General features: G+C 65.7%; 22 protein-coding genes and 1 pseudogene. 13 read left to right on the forward strand and 10 right to left on the reverse strand.

Translation table 11 applies throughout. The features are described 5' to 3' along the window. The 3 genes and pseudogenes from ACTICP_RS08205 to ACTICP_RS08215 all read left to right on the forward strand — a co-directional run. Nucleotides 1–516 (forward strand): annotated as a pseudogene (locus ACTICP_RS08205) (hypothetical protein); the annotation flags it as partial. Between the two features lie 151 nt (nucleotides 517–667). Further along, entirely contained in the window at nucleotides 668–1,417 is a 750-nt protein-coding gene (locus tag ACTICP_RS08210) for a DUF5819 family protein (protein ID WP_441891251.1), read from the forward strand. Further along, a complete protein-coding gene (locus ACTICP_RS08215) occupies nucleotides 1,404–2,498 on the forward strand; it encodes an HTTM domain-containing protein (protein ID WP_441891253.1) in 1,095 nt (364 codons plus the stop codon). Before ACTICP_RS08210 ends, ACTICP_RS08215 begins: the two co-directional genes overlap by 14 nt. Here ACTICP_RS08215 and ACTICP_RS08220 read toward each other — a convergent pair. Then, the gene (locus ACTICP_RS08220; protein ID WP_441891255.1) at nucleotides 2,491–2,904 is read right to left on the reverse strand and encodes an OsmC family protein; all 414 of its coding nucleotides are present in this window, start codon (nucleotides 2,902–2,904) and stop codon (nucleotides 2,491–2,493) included. The two genes, ACTICP_RS08215 and ACTICP_RS08220, sit on opposite strands and share 8 nt — an antisense overlap. Before the next feature lie 279 nt (nucleotides 2,905–3,183). On the opposite strand from ACTICP_RS08220, the gene ACTICP_RS08225 reads away from it, so the two are divergent. Together ACTICP_RS08225 and ACTICP_RS08230 are read left to right on the forward strand one after the other, a co-directional pair. After that, nucleotides 3,184–5,238 (forward strand): acyl-CoA dehydrogenase family protein, encoded by a 2,055-nt coding sequence (locus ACTICP_RS08225; protein WP_441891257.1) that lies wholly within the window; start codon nucleotides 3,184–3,186, stop codon nucleotides 5,236–5,238. A gap of 29 nt (nucleotides 5,239–5,267) precedes the next feature. Continuing rightward, complete coding sequence (locus tag ACTICP_RS08230) at nucleotides 5,268–5,849, forward strand: DNA-3-methyladenine glycosylase I (RefSeq protein WP_441891259.1); 582 nt, start codon at nucleotides 5,268–5,270, stop codon at nucleotides 5,847–5,849. A gap of 9 nt (nucleotides 5,850–5,858) precedes the next feature. On the opposite strand, the gene ACTICP_RS08235 is transcribed toward ACTICP_RS08230, so the two are convergent. The 5 genes from ACTICP_RS08235 to ACTICP_RS08255 are packed head-to-tail and all read right to left on the reverse strand — an operon-like array spanning nucleotide 5,859 to nucleotide 8,745. After that, nucleotides 5,859–6,617, reverse strand: a complete 759-nt coding sequence (locus ACTICP_RS08235; protein WP_441891261.1) for a hypothetical protein — start codon at nucleotides 6,615–6,617, stop codon at nucleotides 5,859–5,861. Nucleotides 6,618–6,620: 3 nt separating this feature from the next. Beyond that, nucleotides 6,621–7,394 (reverse strand): hypothetical protein, encoded by a 774-nt coding sequence (locus ACTICP_RS08240; protein WP_441891263.1) that lies wholly within the window; start codon nucleotides 7,392–7,394, stop codon nucleotides 6,621–6,623. 40 nt (nucleotides 7,395–7,434) lie between these two features. Next, nucleotides 7,435–7,746, reverse strand: coding sequence for a hypothetical protein (locus ACTICP_RS08245; RefSeq protein ID WP_441891265.1), 312 nt, complete (start codon nucleotides 7,744–7,746; stop codon nucleotides 7,435–7,437). 55 nt (nucleotides 7,747–7,801) lie between these two features. Further along, on the reverse strand, nucleotides 7,802–8,452 hold the full coding sequence (locus ACTICP_RS08250) for a hypothetical protein (protein ID WP_441891266.1): 651 nt from the start codon (nucleotides 8,450–8,452) through the stop codon (nucleotides 7,802–7,804). After that, on the reverse strand, nucleotides 8,449–8,745 hold the full coding sequence (locus tag ACTICP_RS08255; protein WP_441891268.1) for a WXG100 family type VII secretion target: 297 nt from the start codon (nucleotides 8,743–8,745) through the stop codon (nucleotides 8,449–8,451). Before ACTICP_RS08255 ends, ACTICP_RS08250 begins: the two co-directional genes overlap by 4 nt. A gap of 181 nt (nucleotides 8,746–8,926) precedes the next feature. On the opposite strand from ACTICP_RS08255, the gene ACTICP_RS08260 reads away from it, so the two are divergent. Then, on the forward strand, nucleotides 8,927–9,862 hold the full coding sequence (locus tag ACTICP_RS08260; RefSeq protein ID WP_441891270.1) for a DUF5684 domain-containing protein: 936 nt from the start codon (nucleotides 8,927–8,929) through the stop codon (nucleotides 9,860–9,862). A gap of 105 nt (nucleotides 9,863–9,967) precedes the next feature. Then, nucleotides 9,968–10,486, forward strand: coding sequence for a hypothetical protein (locus tag ACTICP_RS08265; RefSeq protein WP_441891272.1), 519 nt, complete (start codon nucleotides 9,968–9,970; stop codon nucleotides 10,484–10,486). A gap of 7 nt (nucleotides 10,487–10,493) precedes the next feature. Here the strand turns inward: ACTICP_RS08265 and ACTICP_RS08270 are convergent, their stop codons facing one another. Genes ACTICP_RS08270 through eccD form a run of 4 tightly spaced genes read right to left on the reverse strand, consistent with a single transcriptional unit; the run spans nucleotide 10,494 to nucleotide 15,189 of the window. Next, complete coding sequence (locus ACTICP_RS08270; RefSeq protein ID WP_441891274.1) at nucleotides 10,494–11,084, reverse strand: hypothetical protein; 591 nt, start codon at nucleotides 11,082–11,084, stop codon at nucleotides 10,494–10,496. A gap of 59 nt (nucleotides 11,085–11,143) precedes the next feature. Then, on the reverse strand, nucleotides 11,144–12,550 hold the full coding sequence (locus tag ACTICP_RS08275; protein ID WP_441891276.1) for a S8 family serine peptidase: 1,407 nt from the start codon (nucleotides 12,548–12,550) through the stop codon (nucleotides 11,144–11,146). Next, nucleotides 12,547–13,857 carry a type VII secretion protein EccB gene (gene eccB / locus ACTICP_RS08280; protein ID WP_441891278.1) on the reverse strand — a complete coding sequence of 437 codons (1,311 nt, stop codon included), beginning with the start codon at nucleotides 13,855–13,857 and terminating at the stop codon, nucleotides 12,547–12,549. The genes ACTICP_RS08275 and eccB overlap by 4 nt, the downstream gene beginning before the upstream one ends. A gap of 3 nt (nucleotides 13,858–13,860) precedes the next feature. Beyond that, nucleotides 13,861–15,189, reverse strand: a complete 1,329-nt coding sequence (eccD, locus tag ACTICP_RS08285; protein ID WP_441891280.1) for a type VII secretion integral membrane protein EccD — start codon at nucleotides 15,187–15,189, stop codon at nucleotides 13,861–13,863. A 218-nt stretch (nucleotides 15,190–15,407) separates the two neighbouring features. Between eccD and ACTICP_RS08290 the strand changes: the two genes are divergently transcribed. From ACTICP_RS08290 to ACTICP_RS08315, 6 genes are all read left to right on the forward strand, one after another. Continuing rightward, complete coding sequence (locus ACTICP_RS08290; protein ID WP_441891282.1) at nucleotides 15,408–15,725, forward strand: WXG100 family type VII secretion target; 318 nt, start codon at nucleotides 15,408–15,410, stop codon at nucleotides 15,723–15,725. A gap of 22 nt (nucleotides 15,726–15,747) precedes the next feature. Further along, on the forward strand, nucleotides 15,748–16,041 hold the full coding sequence (locus ACTICP_RS08295; protein ID WP_441891284.1) for a WXG100 family type VII secretion target: 294 nt from the start codon (nucleotides 15,748–15,750) through the stop codon (nucleotides 16,039–16,041). Nucleotides 16,042–16,152: 111 nt separating this feature from the next. Beyond that, on the forward strand, nucleotides 16,153–16,491 hold the full coding sequence (locus ACTICP_RS08300; RefSeq protein ID WP_441891286.1) for a hypothetical protein: 339 nt from the start codon (nucleotides 16,153–16,155) through the stop codon (nucleotides 16,489–16,491). 14 nt (nucleotides 16,492–16,505) lie between these two features. After that, nucleotides 16,506–17,900 carry a S8 family peptidase gene (locus tag ACTICP_RS08305; RefSeq protein ID WP_441891288.1) on the forward strand — a complete coding sequence of 465 codons (1,395 nt, stop codon included), beginning with the start codon at nucleotides 16,506–16,508 and terminating at the stop codon, nucleotides 17,898–17,900. Further along, complete coding sequence (locus ACTICP_RS08310) at nucleotides 17,897–19,261, forward strand: hypothetical protein (protein WP_441891290.1); 1,365 nt, start codon at nucleotides 17,897–17,899, stop codon at nucleotides 19,259–19,261. The genes ACTICP_RS08305 and ACTICP_RS08310 overlap by 4 nt, the downstream gene beginning before the upstream one ends. A gap of 68 nt (nucleotides 19,262–19,329) precedes the next feature. Further along, nucleotides 19,330–20,727 (forward strand): hypothetical protein, encoded by a 1,398-nt coding sequence (locus ACTICP_RS08315; RefSeq protein ID WP_441891292.1) that lies wholly within the window; start codon nucleotides 19,330–19,332, stop codon nucleotides 20,725–20,727. The last annotated feature ends 16 nt before the right edge of the window (nucleotides 20,728–20,743 follow it).

Below are 20,743 nucleotides of genomic sequence, written 5' to 3' on the forward strand. Positions count from 1 at the left end.
GCTGAGGCAACCGACGCAGAAGCCACCGATGCAGAGGCAACGGATGCTGAGGCAACCGACGCTGAAGCCGGCGATGCTGAGGCTGGCGATGCTGAGGCTGCTGACGGTGGCGACGCCGACGCAGGTGAGCTGGGCATCACGATCGAGCACCCTGTGATCGAGCGGGAGCAGACGCAGTCGGCGACGGGCACCGGTTTCGAGCCGGGCGAGGTCGTCACCGGCGTCATGAACTCCGACCCGGTCGAGCTGGGAACCCAGACGGCCAACGCTGACGGAACGGTCACGTTCACGTGGACGATTCCTGCGGGCACCGACCTGGGCGACCACACGGTTACCCTGACGGGTGCTGATTCGGGATCGGTGAGCATCGACTTCAAGGTCGTGGCGAAGGGTCTCGCTGTAACCGGATCCGAGTCCGGCCCGGCGATTCCGCTGGCGCTGATGCTCATCGCCGCCGGCACGCTGGCGGTCGTTGGATCTCGTCGGATGATCAAGAAGGCGCAGGCGTCAAGCTGAGCCTGACCGATACGAGAATTCGTATCGGATGAACGACGGCTGGCGGCCCGGACTCCGGGTCGCCAGCCGCGTTCCCGTTTGCTGAATGAAGAATAAAGGGAGTTCGGTGCGTAGGAAGCCTTCACCACCGGTGCTGACCAGGTCTGCACGCGTGACCGGGATTATTGCCACCCTCGTCGCCTTCGTGGTCATCGCGGGCACGGCGTTGATCGTCTCACCGGTCGGGACGCCACTCCGCGGCGAAGTCCGATCCGTTGCCTTGCCCTACTTTGGGCAGACCTGGCGAGTTTTTGCGCCGAACATTATGAAGGTCGATCGCACTCTGCAGTTCCGCGTCGGCTGGCTCGATGACAACGGCGACATGGTCAAATCCGGTTGGGTCAACTTCACACAGATCGAGCAACGCGCGGCTGAGGGGAATCCGTTCCCGTCGCGGATACAGAAGCCGAGCTGGAATACCTCGGCCACGTACCTGAATCGCTACCGCGCTTTGGAGGAAGAGCAGCAGACTCGCGCTCGCGATACCTTCATCGAATCGACCGGCGACGGGTTCCGCGCTATCCCGGTGGAGGAGTTGATCGCGGACCTGGGTGAAGAAGATGGCGATGTCATCCGGTACCTGCGGATGGACTACATGATGATGCGGAACATCACTCTGTTCGCCACCGCTGGCTTCGATGAGAAGATCGAGCGAGTCCAGTGGCGTGTTGTGCGCGAGCGGGCAAACGACTTCACTCATCGTTTCGATGAGGAGCAGCAGTTCAGTCCGACCATCTCAACCTTCGGGTGGCGGCAGTCGACGGTCGGAGTTGATCCAGAGATCGTGTCCGAGTATCGGGCGCTGATCGAACGCAATGGCGGGACCTTCGAGTTCGGGGAGGCCCGTCGTGAAGCTGAGTGAACGTTTCGATCGCTGGCTGGTATGGCTCACCTCCGCGTCTCACAACCTGCGCAGTTTCTCGATACTGCGCATCCTGTACGGCCTGGGGCTGCTGATAACGCTCGTTCCCAGCATTTCTGAGCGCTCGCTGCTGTGGGGCCCGGCATCGTTCTGGGTCGACCCGGAAGCAAAACGCCGCGGATTCTTCACCTTCAACACCTTGTTCCCCAAGGAGAATGCGTTGGTCTTCGACCTCGTCTTCTTCTTGCTGATCGCTGTCGCGGTTGTTTTCACGATCGGTTACCAGACGCGTCTGATGACGGTGCTGACCTGGATCCTGGTGTTCGCCCTGCAGGCGAACAACCCCTACGTTCTCAACGGAGGAGACACTCTCTACCGCATCACGCTGCTGTTCCTGATCTTCGCGAATCTCGGTGCGCACTACTCAGTGGATTCCTGGCTTGCGAAACGTCGACAGCGCCGATCGCAGAGAGCAAGGACGCCAAGGCAGTTCATCCCGAGCTACATCGTCAACGCGGGGCACAACGTCGCGCTCATCCTGTGCTGTTTTCAGATCATCGTCGTCTACGTGGTCTCGGGGATCTGGAAGCTTCAGGGCAGCGAGTGGCTCGACGGCACAGCGCTGTTCTACGCTTTGCGCATTGACTCGTTCATGGTCTACCCGGCGTTCAACGAGTTGCTGTGGCAGTCCTCGTTGCTCATCTACATCGCGACGTTCATCGCGTTGTGGGTGCAGACGCTGTTCCCCCTGGCGCTGCTGTGGCGTCCTTCTCGCATCTTCGTCTTGATCTCGCTCGTGTTCATGCACTCGGGCATCGGCATCCTGCTGGGTCTGTGGCCCTTCTCGCTGCTGATGATCGCGCTCGACATGCTCTATATCCGCGACTCCACATGGGTGTCCATGACGAACTGGGCGCACTCGACGAAGATCGGGAAGTTTGTCGACGAGAAACTTCGCGAGTGGGTCAAACTCGGCGGTGTCAGGTCGAACAGGTCACGCACATCGACGGATCCCGAGTCTGCGGCATCCGCTGGTGACACGCCATCCGCCGACGAACCTAAGTCGGCACCAGTCAGCTGACCGCTGACCACGCCTCGGTATGCACGGCAACGGTCGCCGCCCCGCCGATGAGTTTCGACACCGGGCAGCGGGGGTGCGCGGCATCGAGCACCCGCTGAGCTTCGTCGTCTGACGCACCCTCCACAGAGAGATACGCGTCGACATGGAACTCGTATCCGATACCGGCCGAAGCATCGTGCAGCTCAACCTCGACGCGCACGGCCGTCCGTGACCTGCGGGTGACAACGGCCTGAGCGGTCGCGTTCAGACACGTCGCCCAGGCCAGCGCGAGCAACTGCTCGGGGTTCGTGCCAGCGGGATCGCGATCGGGATTCAACGGTGAAGAAACGGTCACCGTCAACCCGTCGCGAACGCGCGCTTCGCCATCGCCGCCATCGCGGTTGATCGCCTCGGTTCGGTACTTCATGCTCATCTCTCTATCTTCACTGCTCTGCGTCATGCTGGATCGGTTTGGTCGGTTACGCGGCGCGATAACCGACCAACTTCATACAGCATCCGCGCTCCGGCACGCGCCCGCGACCCATCGCGCCCAAAGCGCACTCACCCGCAACCTGTCGGCTCACGACAACGCGGCGTGTCCACACCCGCTACCTCCATTGGAGGGAATACACAGCGCGCTTTACCGCGGATTGGAGGAGTCCTACGATCGAAGTATCCCTACTTCTCTCCGAGAGGAACTGCACCCATGGTCGACGCCGCCGTCCGCACTGCAACGACACACTCAGACGACGAAGCCCCGCGCATCGACGTCGATCGGGTGGGTGACCTGCTGCTGGGCACCTGGGCCGACACCCGCCGCACAGCGCGCGAGATGATCAAGGACCCTGCGTTCTGGCGCAAGGATGACCTCGGCAAGGACGAGCACCGCGAACGCGTGCTCAGCCAGTTGCACCTCCTCGTCGACAACAAGGCTGTGCACCGTGCCTTCCCGAAGGAGTACGGCGGGGAAGACAACAACGGCGCCAACATCTCGGGCTTCGAAGAGCTCGTCGCCGCTGACCCGAGCCTGCAGATCAAGGCCGGCGTGCAGTGGGGTCTGTTCGGCTCCGCGATCCTGCAGCTCGGCACCGAAGAGCACCACCGCAAGTGGCTGCCCGGAGTCATGGACCTCTCGATCCCCGGCGCCTTCGCGATGACCGAGATCGGGCACGGCTCCGACGTCGCGGCAGCGGCGACCACGGCGACGTACGACCCGGACACGGAAGAGTTCGTCATCCACACCCCGTTCCGTGCGGCGACGAAGGAGTTCCTCGGCAACGCCGCCCTGCACGGTGTCGCCGCCACTGTCTTTGCGCAGCTGATCACGAATGGTGTCAGCCATGGCGTGCACTGCTTCTACGTGCCGCTGCGCGGCGATGACGGCAACGACCTCCCCGGCATCACCCGCGAGGACGACGGTCTCAAGGGCGGGCTGAACGGCATCGACAACGGCCGGCTCGCCTTCGACAGCGTGCGCATCCCGCGCACCAACCTGCTGAACAAATACGGCAACGTCGCTCCCGATGGCACCTACACGAGCCCGATCGACAGCCCCGGCCGCCGCTTCTTCACGATGCTCGGCACGCTGGTTCAGGGACGCGTGTCCCTCGACGGCGCAGCATCCTGGGGCTCCGCACTCGGTCTGTACATCGCGATCACCTACGCGACCCAGCGCCGCCAGTTCGACGGCGCCGACGGTCAGGAGGTCGTGCTGCTCGACTACGGCAAGCACCAGCGCCGCCTGCTGCCGCGCCTGGCGACCACCTACGCGCAGATCTTCGCGCACGACGAGTTCCTGCAGAAGTTCGACGGTGTCTTCTCCGGCCGCACCGATACTCCGGACGATCGCGAAGATCTCGAGACGCTCGCCGCGGCCCTCAAGCCGCTCTCGACCTGGCACGCGCTCGACACGCTGCAGGAAGCCCGCGAGGCTTGCGGCGGCGCCGGCTACATGTTCGAGAACCGCCTCGTCGGGCTCCGCCAGGACCTCGACATCTACGTCACCTTCGAGGGCGACAACAACGTGCTGCTGCAGCTGGTCGGCAAGCGCCTGCTCACCGACTTCGCGAAGCAGTTCAAGGACAAGGATGCTGCGGCGCTCGCCAAGTTCGCCTTCGAGCACACGGCGGGCAAGGTCTTCCACGGTGCGGGGCTGCGACGGTTCGGGCAGAACATCGCCGACTTCGGCTCGACAGCCCGCTCGGTCGAGAACGGCCTGCGTGCTGAGCAGCAGCACGAGCTGCTGGCCGACCGTGTGCAGCAGATGGTCGCCGACATCGCCGGCCGTCTGCGCCCGGCAGGCAAGGACAAGGTCCTCGGTGAGAAGCTCTTCAACGAGAACCAGGCCGACCTCATCGAAGCCGCCCGCGCGCATGGTGAGCTGCTGCAGTGGGAGGCCTTCACCGATGCCGTGAACAGCATCCCCGACGATGACACCCGGCAGGTGCTCACCTGGCTGCGCGACCTGTTCGGCCTGCAGCTCGTCGAGAAGCACCTCGCCTGGCACATCATCAACGGGCGCCTGTCGACCCAGCGCGCAGCCGCCGTGTCGAGCTACATCGACCGGCTGTGCCTGCGTCTGCGCCCGCACGCCCTCGACCTCGTGAATGCCTTCGGGTACGAGCCCGAGCACGTGCGCGCACCGATCGCCAGCGGTGTCGAGCTCGAGCGCCAGAACGAGGCGCGCTCGTACTACGCCGAGCTCGAAGCATCCGGTGAGGCGCCCGTCTCGGAGAAGGCCCTCAAGAAGAAAAAGAAGTAGCCGACCGCCGCGGCGCATACGCTGGGGGAATGACCTCGCTGATCGACGGAACCGACGGACGCGCGCGCTGCGCGTGGGTCGGGCAGGATGCCGAGTACGCGCGGTACCACGACGAGGAGTGGGGCTTCCCGCTGCACGGCGACCGCGCGCTGTTCGAGAAGATGTCGCTCGAGGGGTTCCAGGCCGGTCTGAGCTGGATCACGATCCTGCGCAAGCGACCCCGGTTCCGCGAGGTGTTCGCGGGGTTCGAGCCGGAGCGCGTCGCCGCATTCGATGACGACGACGTCGAACGTCTCATGGCGGATGCCGGGATCATCCGCAACCGCGCGAAGATCCTCGCCACGATCGGCAACGCACGCCTGGTCGCCGAGATGGGGGAGGGCGACCTCGACGAGCTGATGTGGTCGTTCGCGCCAGCCCCCGCCATCCGGCCTCGTTCATTCGAAGACGTGCCGGCGGTGACGCCCGAGTCGACGGCTATGAGCAAAGCGCTGCGCAAGCGCGGGTTCCGCTTCGTCGGTGCGACCACGATGTACGCGCTCATGCAGTCGGCAGGCATGGTCGACGATCACGTCGACGGATGCTGGCGGGCGGCGCCCGAGCCGAGCTAGAAGCCGCTCCTAGAAGCCGTGCGCGTGGGCGAGGGCGGCGAGCTCTCCATCCGTGCCGTCCCCTCCGTAGAAGGTCGACGTCTGCAGTTCCAGGGTGTCGGTGAAGCCGTTGTCTCCGGGGACAGTGATCTCGAGCGGATAGGTGCCGCCAAAGGCGGGAATTCGAGGCACCTCTCCGTTGTCGCTCCAGCCGCGGGCCTCGTGGAACGCGGCGCTGACGTCGACGCCGTGGATCCGATACTCGGTGTCTGCGGGGAGGAGTTCGACGCCGGTCGCGTCGATCCCGAACTCGTCCTTCGGGATGACGATCGCGTAGTCCCACGGCTTGTCATCGTGCGCGGCGATCAGACGCAGATCGAGCGTCTCGGTGAGCTCTTCACCTGCCAGCTCGTACGTCACCGATGCCGTCGCGTCTTCCCCGTCCTCCGACGCGGCGACGTCGTCGACGGACTGGATCTTCGGGCGATCCTGGACTTGCGCGTAGACCTCGGGGGCCAACAACGCGGACAACGGCTTCTCAAGGTCCAGGTCCACCTCGGGTTCAACCTGCACGAACTCCGGAGCGATGTCGCCAGCCGCGAGCAGCGAGAAGAACGAATTGGCCGACGATTCCGCACCGTCGGCCGCGGTGTACAGCGACTCGGTGTTCGTGGGTGAGGGCGCTGGCTCGCCTGACGCAGCGCACCCGCTCAGCGCGAACACGAGGATGGCGGCCGCCCCGGCAGCAGGCAGCAGCATTCGGCGGGGTCGACGATCTGAAAGAATCACGAGTTAAATCGTAGCCGTCGGCCAGGTGCCGTTCGGGAAGCCGGTCAGATTCGCCATGTCCTGCTTGAGCTGGTCGGCGACATCCTTGGACTCGGTGAAGTTCTTCCCCAATTGCTCACCCAGGTCGACGGCGAGCTGTGCAAGATTGGTGCACAGCGTGACGATCTTGGGGACGATGTCCAACCACTCCAGCGGATCCGCGGTCACGAACGCGGCAGCGGCGTCGATCTGATCTATGAGGTATGTGATCAGTCGTGCGCCGAACTCGATCCAGGAATCGAGGATCTTCTTGGCATAGTCCGAGAGGAAGTTTGCCATCGAATCGGTGTAACCCGCGATCGTGTCGATGGCGATGCGCTGGCGCCCGGCGAGGTCGCCGTACCCGTCTCCAGTCGATCCCTTCCAAGTCGTGTCCGCCTTGAGGTATTCGCTGGTGATCGTCGTCTTCGATGACGTCACGTCCCGCTTGACCTGGAGCCAATCGTCGCGTTTGGCGTACATCACGAAGGGGTTTCCGGGGCTGAGATAATCGCCGATCGTCAGCACGAACTCGTTGAACTTCTCAATGGCCGCATTGAGCTTCTCCACGACCTCGTTCATGTTGGACGTGAACCAGTCCACGAACTTGTCCCAGGCCGAGATGCTGTCCTTTTTTGCGTCGTACGTGGTCGAGCAGGACTCGAGGTCGGTACGCGCCTCTTCGATTCCATCAGTGATGTTCCTGACCATCTCCGTGAACGATCCCTCATCAGTCGGGGAGACGAATGTATCTACCATGGTGTCCTCTCAGGTGCGGCTACTGACGACATTCTGCAGCTCAGTCTTGGTCCAGTTGCCACTGCGCGTATCCGTCGGCTTCTTCGTAGCGTGCCTTTGTGTCGCTCAGGTTCGTTGAGATCTGCTCGAACACGCCCGGTGCCGCACTCAACAGATCGTAGATTGTGCTGTGGGCGGAACTGTAGTTCTCCTCGGCGCCGACCATATGCCCCATGCCGTCCATCGAGAACCGGGGGAGCGCACAACCTTCGACCATCGTTACGACGGATGAAAAGGTCTCGGAAATGTCGCCCCAGGCGGCGGAGTCCTTTCGGAGATCCTCCAGTGCCGCTTCATAGTCTTCGTAGCTCATCGCTGTTCTCTCTTCTCGTCAACCGATCCGAACTGTGTGCTGGGGGGGAGGGGCATCAGGCGCTGCGTACTGCGCGCACGACGCCGGCCAGCGCAGGCAACTCGTTCATGAGGGCGGCTCGACGCTCGCCGAACCAGCCTCTCGCGCGGTTGAAGAGCTCGATGATCTCGGCGGCGATCTCACTCTCAGAGACCAGCTGGACGTTCATCTTGTCGACCACCAGACGTCGCGGCGATCCGCCGACCAGCTCGAGTGTCACGTTCCCCGAGGCACTGCGCAACTCCGCAGATTCTGAGGTCGACGATCGGACAGCCTTGCGATAGCGGTCGAGTTCGCTGAATGCCGAAAGAACGTCACCGAGCTCGGTAGCGAGACGTGAAATGTCCAGAGAGTCAGCATCCGAGTTGGGAAGCGGCGGGACTTCCTTCACATCCGTATCCGTGCGACGCAGTCCTTCCTCCTCCAGTTCGGCAATCGTGTGCAACCGGGACGCGGCGCTCGCATGTCGTAACCGGAACACGAGGGGACCGAGCTCCTCGGGCGTCACTCGCCGCCACCATGACGGTGTGAGGTGGAGCGTGTGCAGTGCACCGTCTGCGTCGACCGAGAGCCGGACCGTGTCGGTCTCGTCAGCTATCTGCCAGACCGCGGGATCTTCCGCCAAGATCGCGGCGAGCCGATCTTGGATCGACTCCGATGCGCTCACGACTCGCTCCACAGCCGACGGACCGACTTTGCAGCACTGGTGAAAGCCTCGTTGGACAGCGACGTATTCCTACGGGCACGGTCCAGTTCGGCGTCCAGTTCTCCCATGTTTCGAAGCCAGTCGGTCTGAGCGCGGACGTATGCATCCTGCGCCTCCCCACTCCACTCACCCGACAGCTTGTTGAGAGCGGTCGTCAGTGCTTCGAGTATTCGCGTCATCTCTTCATGGGCGTCGGCCATGTGGCCGACCAGGACCTCGATCCGTCCGCCACTGACCTTCAATTCTCTGTTCACCTCAACGCCTTCCTCGTCAGCTCCTCATGGCCTTCACCTACGCGATTCTGAGAGTAACGGCGCGATCCGCAACAGGCGATGGGGAGGACTGCCCACACTGGCTCGCGCTGTCCGACGCGGCAATGGCGGGCCTGTGGTGAGCTAATGTCGATGCGGCGGGACCACGACGGAAGGGGATCGGATGCGGGATGTCGATCCGGCGCTGATCACGCTCCTCTGGGGCGCGGGCGCCGGGATGCTCGTCGTCGGCATGGGGCTTTTCGTCTGGTACGCGATCGCGCTCTCTCGGTTGTTCCCCCGCCTCGGCGGGGAGGGGTGGAAGGGCTGGGTCCCGGTCCTCAACGAGGCCGAGATCCTCTCCCGCGGAGGCGTCCCTGCATGGTCAGTGGTGTTCTACTTCATCCCCCTGGTGCAGTTCTACGGACTGTATCTGAAGATCGTCGCGGTGCACCGGACGAACGTGCGCTTCCGTCACGGGGCGGGTTTCACCACGCTGGGCATTCTCGTGCCGCCGCTGTGGGCGACGCTGCTCGCGCAGGCTGATGAGCCGATGGCAGAAGACGCCAAGCCGCGCGCCGCGAGCGTCCGGACTCTCTCCGAGCCACGGCGGACGCCCCTGGCTCGCGATGCATCCGGCTACGCGATCCCGATCCCCGCGCCGCTGGAGCCGACCCTGATCGACGAGGTGCCGATCGACCGCGCGCCACCGCCCGCCGATCCGGCTCCCGCTCCTGTTCCTTCGCCTGCTTCCGCGCCGGTTCCGGTCATGTCAGCTCCGGCCGTGAGCGCTCCGGCCCCGCCGTCGTGGCGGATCGTGCTCGACGATGGCGCCGGGTTCGAGCTCACCGCATCACGCGTCGTGCTCGGACGCAGCCCCGCGGGCGGCCCGGATGAGCAGCTGCTCGCCGTTCCGGATGCGACCCGGACCCTGTCGAAGACGCATGCCCGACTGGAGTTCGACGACGCCGGGTGGCACCTGACGGATCTGAACTCGACCAACGGCTCACGGGTTGTTACAGCCGGTGAGTGGTCTGAGCTGACCCCCGGTATGCGCGTCGCTTTCTCAGCGGCGTTCAAACTGGGCGATGTCGGGATGCGGATCACGGAACAGCCGTGAGCAGGAGCGAGCGTAAGGAGTGAGACTCAGTTGACCGATCTTCGACCGATCGGATGGTCGCTTGCTATTGCTTCTCTGACACTTTCGGCGGTAGGCGTGTTCTGGTTGCGACTGTGGATCCTCGGTCTTGTTGTGGGGGTGGCAGCGCTCGTCGTCAGCGTCGTCGCTGTTCGCCGGAGAGGGAATCGGCCCTCGTTCGCTGATCCGCTCGTCGTGGTCAGTGCGCTCGCGCTTGCTGTGCCGATCGTGATCGCGGTGATCACGATCATCGGCTCACTCACGCGATTGGACACCGGGCCGCCTCGTGACGAGCTTCAGGTCGAGATTCGTGTTCAGGCGGAGGGCGACTTCACCGTCACCTACACCGAGCCTCCGGCATCTGGTGCGTCCCAGGCGACGGTGGCAGAGGTCGCGGCCACCGACGAGTTCGAAGAGTCTTACACCACACGTCTCAGCGAGATCCAATTCTTCGCAGCGATCGCGCCGAACAACATCGGCCCCCAGTCGATCAGCTGCGAGATCCTGATCAACGGGACGACGGTGGTCGACCAGACCGAAGAAGGCCGATTCATCGACTGCTCGTCAGATCTGCAGGAGCTCTACAGAGAACTGACGAGCAAGTAGGGGTCGCTCAGCCGGCGTCGTAGCGGCAGGTCACCGTGCCGTTATCGGAGGTCTCGTCGACGACGACCTCTCCGTTCCAGATGATCTGGCAATTGACGGTCTCGGACTGCGCGTCGTCGGGAGCCTCGAGGGTCAGCTCGGCCCACGATTCCTTCGTGTTGAACTCGGCCCATCCTTCCGCCGGCCATGTTTCGGTGCGGTCGCCTGCGTCGTGGGACATCGACGCAGACATGCCTTCTGGCCCTTGTCCGCGAAGTTCGACCTTGTTGATCGACGTCGCCGAGATCATGCCGACGATGAAGACGATGGTCATGACGCTGCTGATGAGCAGCGCCACGACGGAGCAGATCAGCGCCCAGCCTCCGCGGGCGGCTGACCGACGCGCCCGGACTCCGAGGATGATCCCGGCGATGCCGGTGCCTACCGCCAGCGGGAAGAACAGCAGCGCGACGGGAGACCTCAGCGCCAGGTACGGCAGCGCGAGGAGGATGCAGAGCACGAGAGCAATGATGGAGAACCAAATGGCGACCGTGGGCATGCCCGAGCGGCGAGCACTCTCGTCTGGTGCGGTGGGCTTCCGAGACATGGGTTCACTCATGGGGCAAAGCGTCTTTCATTCGCGGGGCGGCTCATTGTTTTCGGCGCAGTTGTCCCTACTCAGAATGGGGGGGTCGGCGCCCGGTCGAGCAGGCCGCCCTCGTAGGTCTCTTCGGCCCTCGTGTCCGCAGCGGGTGACGTGGCATCCGGATCCCTCATCTTCCCCGAAGGATCCGAGTCTGCCCGACTCGCCCGATGGCGCCGCAGCAGAAGCAGCGCGGAGAGTAGCCCCAATGCGGCGGCAGCTCCGATGGCGACCAGTAGTGTCGCCTCGCGGGTGAGAGCGAAGGGAGCCTCGGTCGGGGCGGACTCGATCTGGGCTCCTTCGGGTCGCACGGCGCTCGCGCTCGTGTCGAAGAACGGGCTCGCCGGTCCCCGCGTGCTGGCATCCGGAAGCAGGTCGATCGCGGCGAGCGGCTGGATGAAACCCCACCCGTCGACGTCGTCGCGGCGATCGGGATCCGAACGCACGGCCGTGGCAGTGAGCCGGTAGGCCCACGCGGCCGGCGGCTCGCTGGGATGCGCCTGCGCGACAAGGGCGGCCGTGGCGCTCGCGTAGCCGGTCGCGAAACTGGCCGATGGCGCGTCCTCGCTGTACAGACAGTCGCCGGCGCCAGTTGCGGTGCTCAGCACGCTCGCCCCGGGCGCCGCAACGTCGACCTGCGGGCCGTGCACCGAGTCATCCGTTGCACGCCCGTTCGCCCCGGCGGCGGTGACGCCGAGGGCCTCCGGATACCCGGCAGGGAAGCGCACGTCATCAGGGGCATCCGGGGTTGATGCGCGGTTGCCGCCGCTGGCGACCACCAACGCGCCGCGAGCGTCTGCGTACTGCACAGCCGCACGCAGCTGCGGCGCGTTCTGCTGCATGCTCATCGACACGTTTATCACGCTCGCCCCGTGATCGACCGCCCAGCGGATCCCGGCGGCGATGCGCTCTGGGGTCGGGCCGAAGCCCTTCTCCCGGTCCTCTTCGCTGTCGCTGCGGAACACGCGCACCGACAGCAATGTCGCGTCGGGCGCGAGCCCCACCACGCCGGAGCCGGAGACCCGGCGTGCGGCGATCTCTCCCGCGACCACGGTGCCGTGTCCGTGCGGGTCGCTGAGGCCGTCGGACCGCTCATCGTCTCCGACGAGATTGACCCCACCGACCACGGCATCCGTCAGATGGGGGTTGTGCACGTCGATGCCGGAGTCGACGACGGCGACGGTGACACCCTGTCCGGTCGCGCGTGAGGCCACCGCCTCAGCCCCCAGCGCGACGAGCGCCGGCGGGGTCTGCGGGGTCAGTACGACGTTCCCCGGCTTGCAGACGTCGCCGGCCGCCGATACCGGGGTCACCGTCTGCTGCGGCTCCGCTGAGATCGGTGCCGGCGGCGCTGTCGCGGCGAATGCGGGGGTGCCGGACAGGATGACGAGCACACCGGCGAGCAGGGCGACGACACCCCGGAGGCGGGAGCGTTCGGTCATTCGCCGCTCACCGGTGTGCTTCCCGCGGCCTCGATCGCCAGAGCAGGGCCGGCCGCGAAGTACGCCAGCCAGGCGTCGGGTACAGCGCCCACCTCATCTGTCGCGTAGCCGAGCCGACCGATCGCTTCTGCACCGTCCGGAATCGCGTACGCCGCCCCAGACTCGTCGACCAGGGCATGGCCGCTGGTATCGCCGTCTCCGACCCGCACCAGGGCGCCGGAGCCGACCGCGACCTTCACCGTCTCGCGCTCCGCGGGAAGTTCAGCATCCGTCGCAGCGAAGACCGTTCGTCCCTCTTCGTCCAGCAACGCGCAGGGGGTCTGCGGATCGGTGAGTGCCGCCAGAGGGGCCTCCGGCCAGTCTGATCCGCCGGCGACGTCGCCCGTGGGCAACGCCGCGATCTCAGCCGGTGTCACGTCGTGCTCGGCACCCGCGTTCGCCCCGCTTCCGAGCAGATACAACTGGTACGCGAGCGGGGTGAGGGGAGCAGCCTCGCCCGTGCTCGTGACGACGTACCGCTCTTCAGCTGGGCGCCCCTGCACGTGCACGATCTCTCCGACGGTGAGGGAGCTGTCCGGAATACGCGCACCCACGTCACGCAGGTTGATTGGTGAGAGACTCTCGCCGGGTGGGAAGAGATTCAACCAGCGCCCGTCGACGCTGATGATGTCTGCGGTGCCGAGCCCCGCGGAGCGCAGCACCGCATCTGCCTCGCCTGCCGGCACCGCGTAGCGCAGGCCGCCGGCGATCACGAACAGGTCGTCGTCGCGGCGCACGACCGCTCCTGCTCCGGGCTGAACTGTCGCGATGGACTTCGCCTCGACCGCGATCGCCGCGGCCGGGTCGTCGTCCACGCAGGCCGTCCACCCGGAGTTCTGCAGAGAAGAAGGTGCGGGCAGGTCATCCGGTGCGCCGAGGATGCCGATCGGCGCACCGACCTCGATCCCGGCAAGGGTGCTCTTGTCGGTGCTGACCACGGAGAACTCGTCTGCGGGAATCAGCAGACGCGCGCTGGCGGTATTGATCACGGGATGCAGCACGCCTTCGGCGGAGACGTAGCGGGCGCCGGTGTCGGTGGCGACGATCAGGCGGTTGTTCTCCCAGCCCTGGGGGAGCCCCGGGCGCAGCATGCCGTAGAACAGGCCGCCGAGCACCACGATCGCGGCCAGGGCAATACCTGCTGCGACGGCGCGGAGCGGTTTCGCGGGCTCGAGCTCCTTGCCACCGGGAGCGCCTCCGGTGAACGCCGACAGCAGCCGTCGGCGACTGAAGCCCTGCGCCTCGATGAGCTCTTTCTTCGTCGCCATCGTCTACAGCAGTCCCGCCGTTACCACTCCGAGCGGCAGCAACAGGGCCATCGCGAAGATCTCGACGGTGTCGGCGAGGCGCCCGAGCCGGAGGCGCGCTCGCGGGCTCAGCAGCGTGAGACCCACCAGAATGACGGTGGCGGCGAGGAGCACTGCCAGCAGACTCAGCCGCAGATCCGGCTGCGTAACAGCGACAGTGAGCCCCGTGCCGGCAAGACCGAGCGCGCCGAGGATCATCAGCGTGAGCACTCCCAGCCGCGCGTGCACCTGACGGGATTGGAACATCATTCCGATGAAGGCGAGCAGGCAGAGCATCGCCCCCGGAATACCCTGCGAGGCGATCAGTGGGGTCGCGATGAGGGCGGCGACACCCAGCGCGGCGCGCAACGAGATGAGGGTCCGGGTTCCCGCGGCGGCTCGACGTTTGACGTCTTCGCCGTCGATGGGCTCGGGGATGCTGAACACGTCGACGTCGCTCTGCGGTGATATGACCCGGATGCGGGTGGAGCCGAGGGCGAGCCACGGGATCCCGTTCGCGAGGGTCGCCGTCACCGCCAGCATCAGGGCGTAGGGCGCTATGACGTTGCCGAACAGAGCGGTGGAGGTCGCCGTGACGCCGATGAGGGCGCCGAGAACGATCGGGATGAGATGAATCTCCGGCTTGTCTTTCGTGAGCGCCAGGCTCACCCCACCGACGATCAGCAGCCCGAGTCCCGCGGCGGCGAACGGCCATCCCCACGGGGTGGTCGACGGCACCGCGAGGTAGCCGCACAGCCCGCCATAGACGGCTGCTGCGAGTCCGAGGGCGTGCCCGGCTTCGTTCTGGTCGAGGCGCAGCAGCACAGTGGCGACGACGAGAAGGACGAGAGTGCCAGAGCCCGCGACGATCGCCGAGAGCAGCCCGGCACCGCTTGCGACGAGCAACAGGCCGCACAGGGTGAGGAACGTGAGGCTGATCGCCAGCGCCGTGCGAGCGCTGTCCTTCGGCATCCAGTTGCTGTGCTGCGCTGTGGTCGCATCGATAACGGCTTCGACGACGTCGTCGTAGACCCGTGGTTCGGGCAGGAGCCCGCCGCGCACGAGCGTGAGCAGTTCTCCGTCATGAACACCCTGCGCCGCGGCTCCGAGGGCGGGATCGAGCGACGTGCCGTCAGCCCGGTGGAGAGCGTAGCCGCCGTGGGCGAACGAGGGATCGAGGACGCCGAGGCTCCTGGCGAAGCCCGGGATGATCTCCACGAGCGGCACTTGTGCGGGCACGCCTGCATCGACACGTCTGTCGTCGCTGACGATCGAGAGCCTCAGCACGGCGCCCGCAGCGCTGCCCTGGTCCATTTGATGCCGGCCCCCCACACGGTCGGTGATCCCGGCGGAATCGTGCCGGCGACAGCGTCAACTCTATAAGATGGCCCGGCGGGGGTCCGGAACGGGTGCGGGGAGTTCTGCCCATGGTGACTTTGGGCGGCACCGATTACCGTCGTTCGTGAGGACACCGCCGGGAGCCAGCTACCTGGCCCTGAGTTCTCGAAATCCCAACCGGAGGAGAGTGAATTATGAACAAGGTCATCTCTGCAGAGGAAGGCGCGCTAAGGAAAGGCGCCTCGGCGGTCCACACTGCTAACACCGAGATCAACCGTGAGGTCAAGAAGGTGCGCGGCGAGATTGAGCAGGTCCGTGCATACTGGACCGGCCCCGCGTCGAACTCCTTCCAGTCGCTGATGAACCAGTGGGACCACAAGACGAGCCAGCTCAACCAGGTGCTGGTGACGCTCGAGGACGCCCTCTCAGGTACCGAGCGCGACCAGGCCGAGACCGAAGACCAGCAGCGTACGACGATCACGGGCCTCGGCTCGATGATGTCGGGCGCCTGAGCGAGATAGAACGAGGTAGATCATGTTGGAGTCAATGTCGGTCAATCCGGCTCAGGTAATTGCTCTTTCCGGCCAGATCCGTACCGGTGCCACCGGAATCAACGGTCACCTGGAAACGCTGGAGACGCAAGTCAACAAGCTTCGCGCTTCGTGGAGCGGTGAGGCGCAGGAAGCGTACGACGTTGCGCAGCGCGACTGGAACATCAAGCTCAAGGAGCTGCAGCAGCTGCTCTCGCAGATCGCGACCAAGACCCAGGAGATGAGCGAAGAGTACACCTCTCGCGACAAGGGGTCAAGGCAGCGTTTCCTGGCGTGACGACAGCCACGGGTGCGGTCCCTCGGGACGCGCACCCGTGCTGTGTCCGGTGCGGATTCGGCGAAGCAACGGTCACGAGTCGACGGATATGAGTGAGAGGCAGACACGGACATGACGATCAGTATCGTCGTCGAGGGCGTCGCCGGCGCCTTGGGCAAAATCCTCCGGGAGATGCAGGAGTTCCCTGCAGCTGTCGAGGTGGCGGTCTCGGAGGGTGGCACCAGTACGGTCACGAAGCCGTTCCGCGATGAGGTGACTTACGCCGCTCGCGAGATGAGCTTCGTGACTACGAAGATCGTCGATGTCGTCAACGACACTCAGGACCACATTCGTGCGGCGGTCAAGACTCTCATGGAGACGGACGCCGAGTTCGCTGACGAGGGTCGCCGGCTGCTTGCCCTGCTCGAATCCGCAGGCGAGCAGAGCGAGGGGTCCGGGGGGACTTACTAGTGAGCCGAGCACCCGTGCTTCGTGCGGTGGTGGGCACAGCGACGGTCGTGGCCGTGCTCGCTGTGGGTGCTGTGGCGCCCGCACACGCCGAGGACGATCTGTCCTCTGGTTCGTGGTACTTCGACAACGGCCATGTGCAGGATGCGCATGATGCCGGTTTCCGGGGGGATGATGTGACGATCGCGGTGATCGACTCGCAGATCAACCCCGATATCGCCGCTCTTCGCGGCACTGATCTTGAGGTGGTCGAACCCTCCTTCTGCCGCACGGCCGATGGAGCGGAGATTCCCACCGTCTCGACGGACCCGGACGTCGCGTATCACGGCACGGGTGTCGTCTCGATGATTCTCGGAACCGGCGCGACGGATCCGGGACAACTGCCGCTGCGCGGCGTCGCTCCCGACGCAAAGGTCATCTATTACAACGGCATCGCGGGAACGAGGGACGAGAGCGATGCCGGTGATCTGAAGTGCTTCGACGAGTCGGGTGAGAACAGCGGGACGGACGGCGTCGGTCGGGCGATCGATGCCGCAGTGACAGACGGTGCCGACATCGTCTCGATCTCGATCGGCGGCGGTGTTTCCGGCGTGGTCAACGATGCGATCGCACGCGCGTATGCCGAAGGGGTCGTCGTGGTCGCGGGCCTTCCCAATGACTCAGGCGCGTCCCAGCCACCCGCAGGCCTGAACGGCGTAGTCGCGGTTCAGGCTTTCGATGAGGCTGGCGAGATCCAGAAGGGCGACAAGGGGCTCGATGGTGCACCCCTGACGCCGAACACGGGCAATTTCGTCGTCGTCGGCGCGCCGGGAATCGGTGTGCTGCAACCCGCCGTGGACCCGGAATGGCAGCTGCAGACGCTGAGCGACGGCACCTCGATCGCGACGCCGATCGTGGCGGGATTCCTCGCGGTGCTCAAGAGCAAGTTCCCGGAGGCGACGGGAAATCAGCTGATCCAGACGATGCTGCACAACACCGGCGGAGAGCAGCATGAGCTCGACTGGAGCAACGATGTCGGCTTCGGGGCGATCTCGCTGACGAGCATGCTCACCGACGATCCGCTTTCTTACCCCGACGAGAATCCGCTGTTCGACAATCCGCAGTTCGAGCTCAACGCCGTCATGGGTCCGACGGCGGAGGACGTGGAGCGGGCCGCGGACGCGGCGCCGACGGCGAGTCCGACGATGGCGGCACCCGTCCCGGATGACGATGGCTCGCCGTCGCCGCTGTGGGCCATCGGCGGAAGTGCGCTCGGAGTCCTCGTCCTGGGCGGGGTGCTCGCGCTGATCCTGACGATGGCCGCGCGCCGGCGCGCGGTTGCAGGGGTGACGACGCCGACGGCGCCGGGCGAAGGCGGACACGACATGGCGGGGGGCTACGCCGGTGGAAGAGACGACGGAGGGTATCGATGAGTGAAGCAGAAGATGAACTGAACCGCATCCGTGCGATCAGTGACTGGCACATTCCCAAGGCGAATGCGCTCCAATTGTCGCTGCAGTCGCTGGATTCCGTACTGAAGACGCTCACCGAAGCAGAAGAAGCATGGCAGGGCGAGTCCGGCGATGCGATGCGCGCTCGAGTTACTGACCTGCGCGCGAAGTTCGACGAAGTCAAGGGGCATGTGTCGACGATTTCGACCTCCGTCGACGCCGCGAACACCGCCCGCCGGACCGCGATGGGAGCGGAGCTGCCCAGCGGTGAGGTGGATCCATTCTGGGAGAACGCGGTCAAGGGCGCTTCCGTCGTCGTGCACCCGATCCTCGGACCGATCGCCGCAGACAAGGCCCTCGACGTCATCGGCGATTTCCTGGGCGGGCAGCGCGAAGAGAAGGCTCGCGCGGCAGTGAAAGCCGTCGCCACGGCGATCGAGGAGCCGAAGCGCAAGGTCGCCGAGGCCCGAAGGGAACTCGCGCGGGTGTCATTCGATAAAGGTGGGACTGGCGACCCAGGAGATTCTGGAGACCCCAGCGGTCCTGGTGATCCCGGCGGCCCCGGTGGTCCTGGTGGTCCTGGTATTCCGGACGGCCCTGGTGTTCCAGACGGCCCCGGTGTTCCTGACGGCCCTGGTGTTCCTGACGGCCCTGGTGTTCCTGACGGTCCGGATGGTCCGGACGGGCCTGACGGTCCGGACACTCCTTACTATCCTCGTGATCCGGATGTTCCTGATTTTCCTCGTGACCCGGATAACCCCGATTATCCTCGTGACCCGGATTACCCGGATTACCCGCGTGATCCGGATTACCCCGATTATCCTCGTGACCCGGATAACCCGAACTATCCCGATGATCCGTCCGTCGACGACCCGAATCCAGACGGTCGTATCCCCGGCGGGCCCGGCCCGGGGGGAAACGGCCCGGGGATGCCTGGTGGCCCCGGCGGACCCGGGGGCGGTGGGGCGCTTCCTGGTGCGATCGGCGGCGGCGGTGCTGGTGCGCTCGCGATCGGAGCCGGAGCGAAGCTCGGCGGTGCCACCGGCTTCGGCGGTGCCGCTGGCTTGGGCGGCCTGAAGGGCGGTGGCCTGCTCGGTTCCGGCGCCGGCGCCGGTGGTGTTGGCGCTGGCGCTGGCGGCGCGGCGAGCGGTTCCGGTGCGGGCGCGGGCGGGCGCGGTGGCATGATGATGGGGGCCGGCGGCGGCACGGGCTCGGAGGACAAGAAGCGATCCCGTTCGGGCCTGGGTGGACCGATCGCGCCACGCCTTGAAGACGATGAAGAGCCGCTGCCGCGGTCGAAGGGCTCCCGTGCGGGGTCACGCGAAGACAATCCGGAGACGTGACGCGTCGACGGAGCGGTGAATAGGCGGACGGGATGAAACCCCGTCCGCCCGACGAGTAGGGTACTGCTGTGAACGGGGGATTGATCGAGCGACGGCGTATCGCGCTGGCGGGCCAGAGCGGACGGATGGATCTGGCCCTCCCTCTCGATGAAAGTCTCGCGGATGCACTGGTCGTCAGCGGTCTCGGTGGTACGGGCGCACTCGCCGTGCTCGGGCCGCATGGATATGAGATCGATGCAACGACCCTCGCCGAGGACCTCGTCGAGGGCGGGCTGTACACGCTCGTCGATCTTGATGTCGTCGCCGCCCGTGCTGAGAGCACCGCCGGGCGGAGGGACGAAGAGCGGACCGACCATGGGGCCCGCTGGGTGCTGTTGGCAGTCGCGGCATTGCTGCTGGTCGCCGTTGTCGGCATAGCCGCTGCACTCGATCCGTTCCTGCGCTTGCTTGCCGCTCTGGTCGCGCTGATCGGGGCGCTCACAACGGCTGTGGTGTGGACGGGGCGTGCGCACGATGTCCTCGCGCTGCGTGGTGTGGTCGCGCCGGCCGCGTTGTCCTTCGCCGCAGGAGCGCTCCTGATCCCCGCATCGTTAGAAGATGCGGGGCCCCTGTCCATCGCGGCCGGTTTCCTCGCGGCGGCAGTCGGCATAGCGCTCATCGCATTGATGACGCGCGTGCGCTCTGTCCGAGCGGCGGCCGGTACGGTCTCGATTGTCCTGGTCATCTTCGGGGCGGTCTGGGCAGCGACACTCCTGCTGCGCTGGGGGCCCTTCGCGGCCGCCGCGATCTGCCTGGGATTGGCTCCGTTGATGCTGCGCGCACTTCCGAGCGCCCTGGTGAACCTGCCCGACGGCGCCTTCATCGACTACAAGCACTTCATGAGCAACCGATGGACGGTGCGCGGAGCCATTCCCGAGTCTCCGACCAGTGTGGACGCGCTGGGCATCAATGAGGTCGTGGCAGATTCCTGGGCGCGGCTCGGATCCGGGACCGTCGTGCTCAGCCTCATCGCGGCACTGTCCGCACCGGTGGTGCTGCTGCGAGCATGGGGCGATGATCCGTTCGTCATCTCGGGCGGGATCGCTCTGTTGATCTGCGTCGTGCTGTCGTTGCTGCTGGTGCCGCGGCACACCGGCTCCCGGCTGCTGCGCTGGGCTCCGCGACTTGCGGCGTTCGTCGTCCTCGTCACGGCGGTGGTGGCGGTTTCCGCGGGTATCGGCCCGTGGTTCGGAGCCGGGGCGGGCGGTGCCCCCGCGGCGTCGCAACTGCTGATCGTTGCCGTAGGGATGTTCCTCATCGCGGTCGTCGCTGTCGCCGTGACTCGCCCCGTTTCACGCGGTGCGCGCTCGCTGGCCTGGTCGCGTGTGGGTGACGTGTTCGAGGCTCTCGCCGTGGCGCTCGCGCTCCCGGCGGCGCTGCTGCACGCAGATATCCTCACTCTCCTGCGTGGGATGATGGCAGCGTGAGTGGAATCGGCGCACC

Source organism: Microbacterium sp. (assembly GCF_052102115.1).
Classification (GTDB): domain Bacteria; phylum Actinomycetota; class Actinomycetes; order Actinomycetales; family Microbacteriaceae; genus Microbacterium.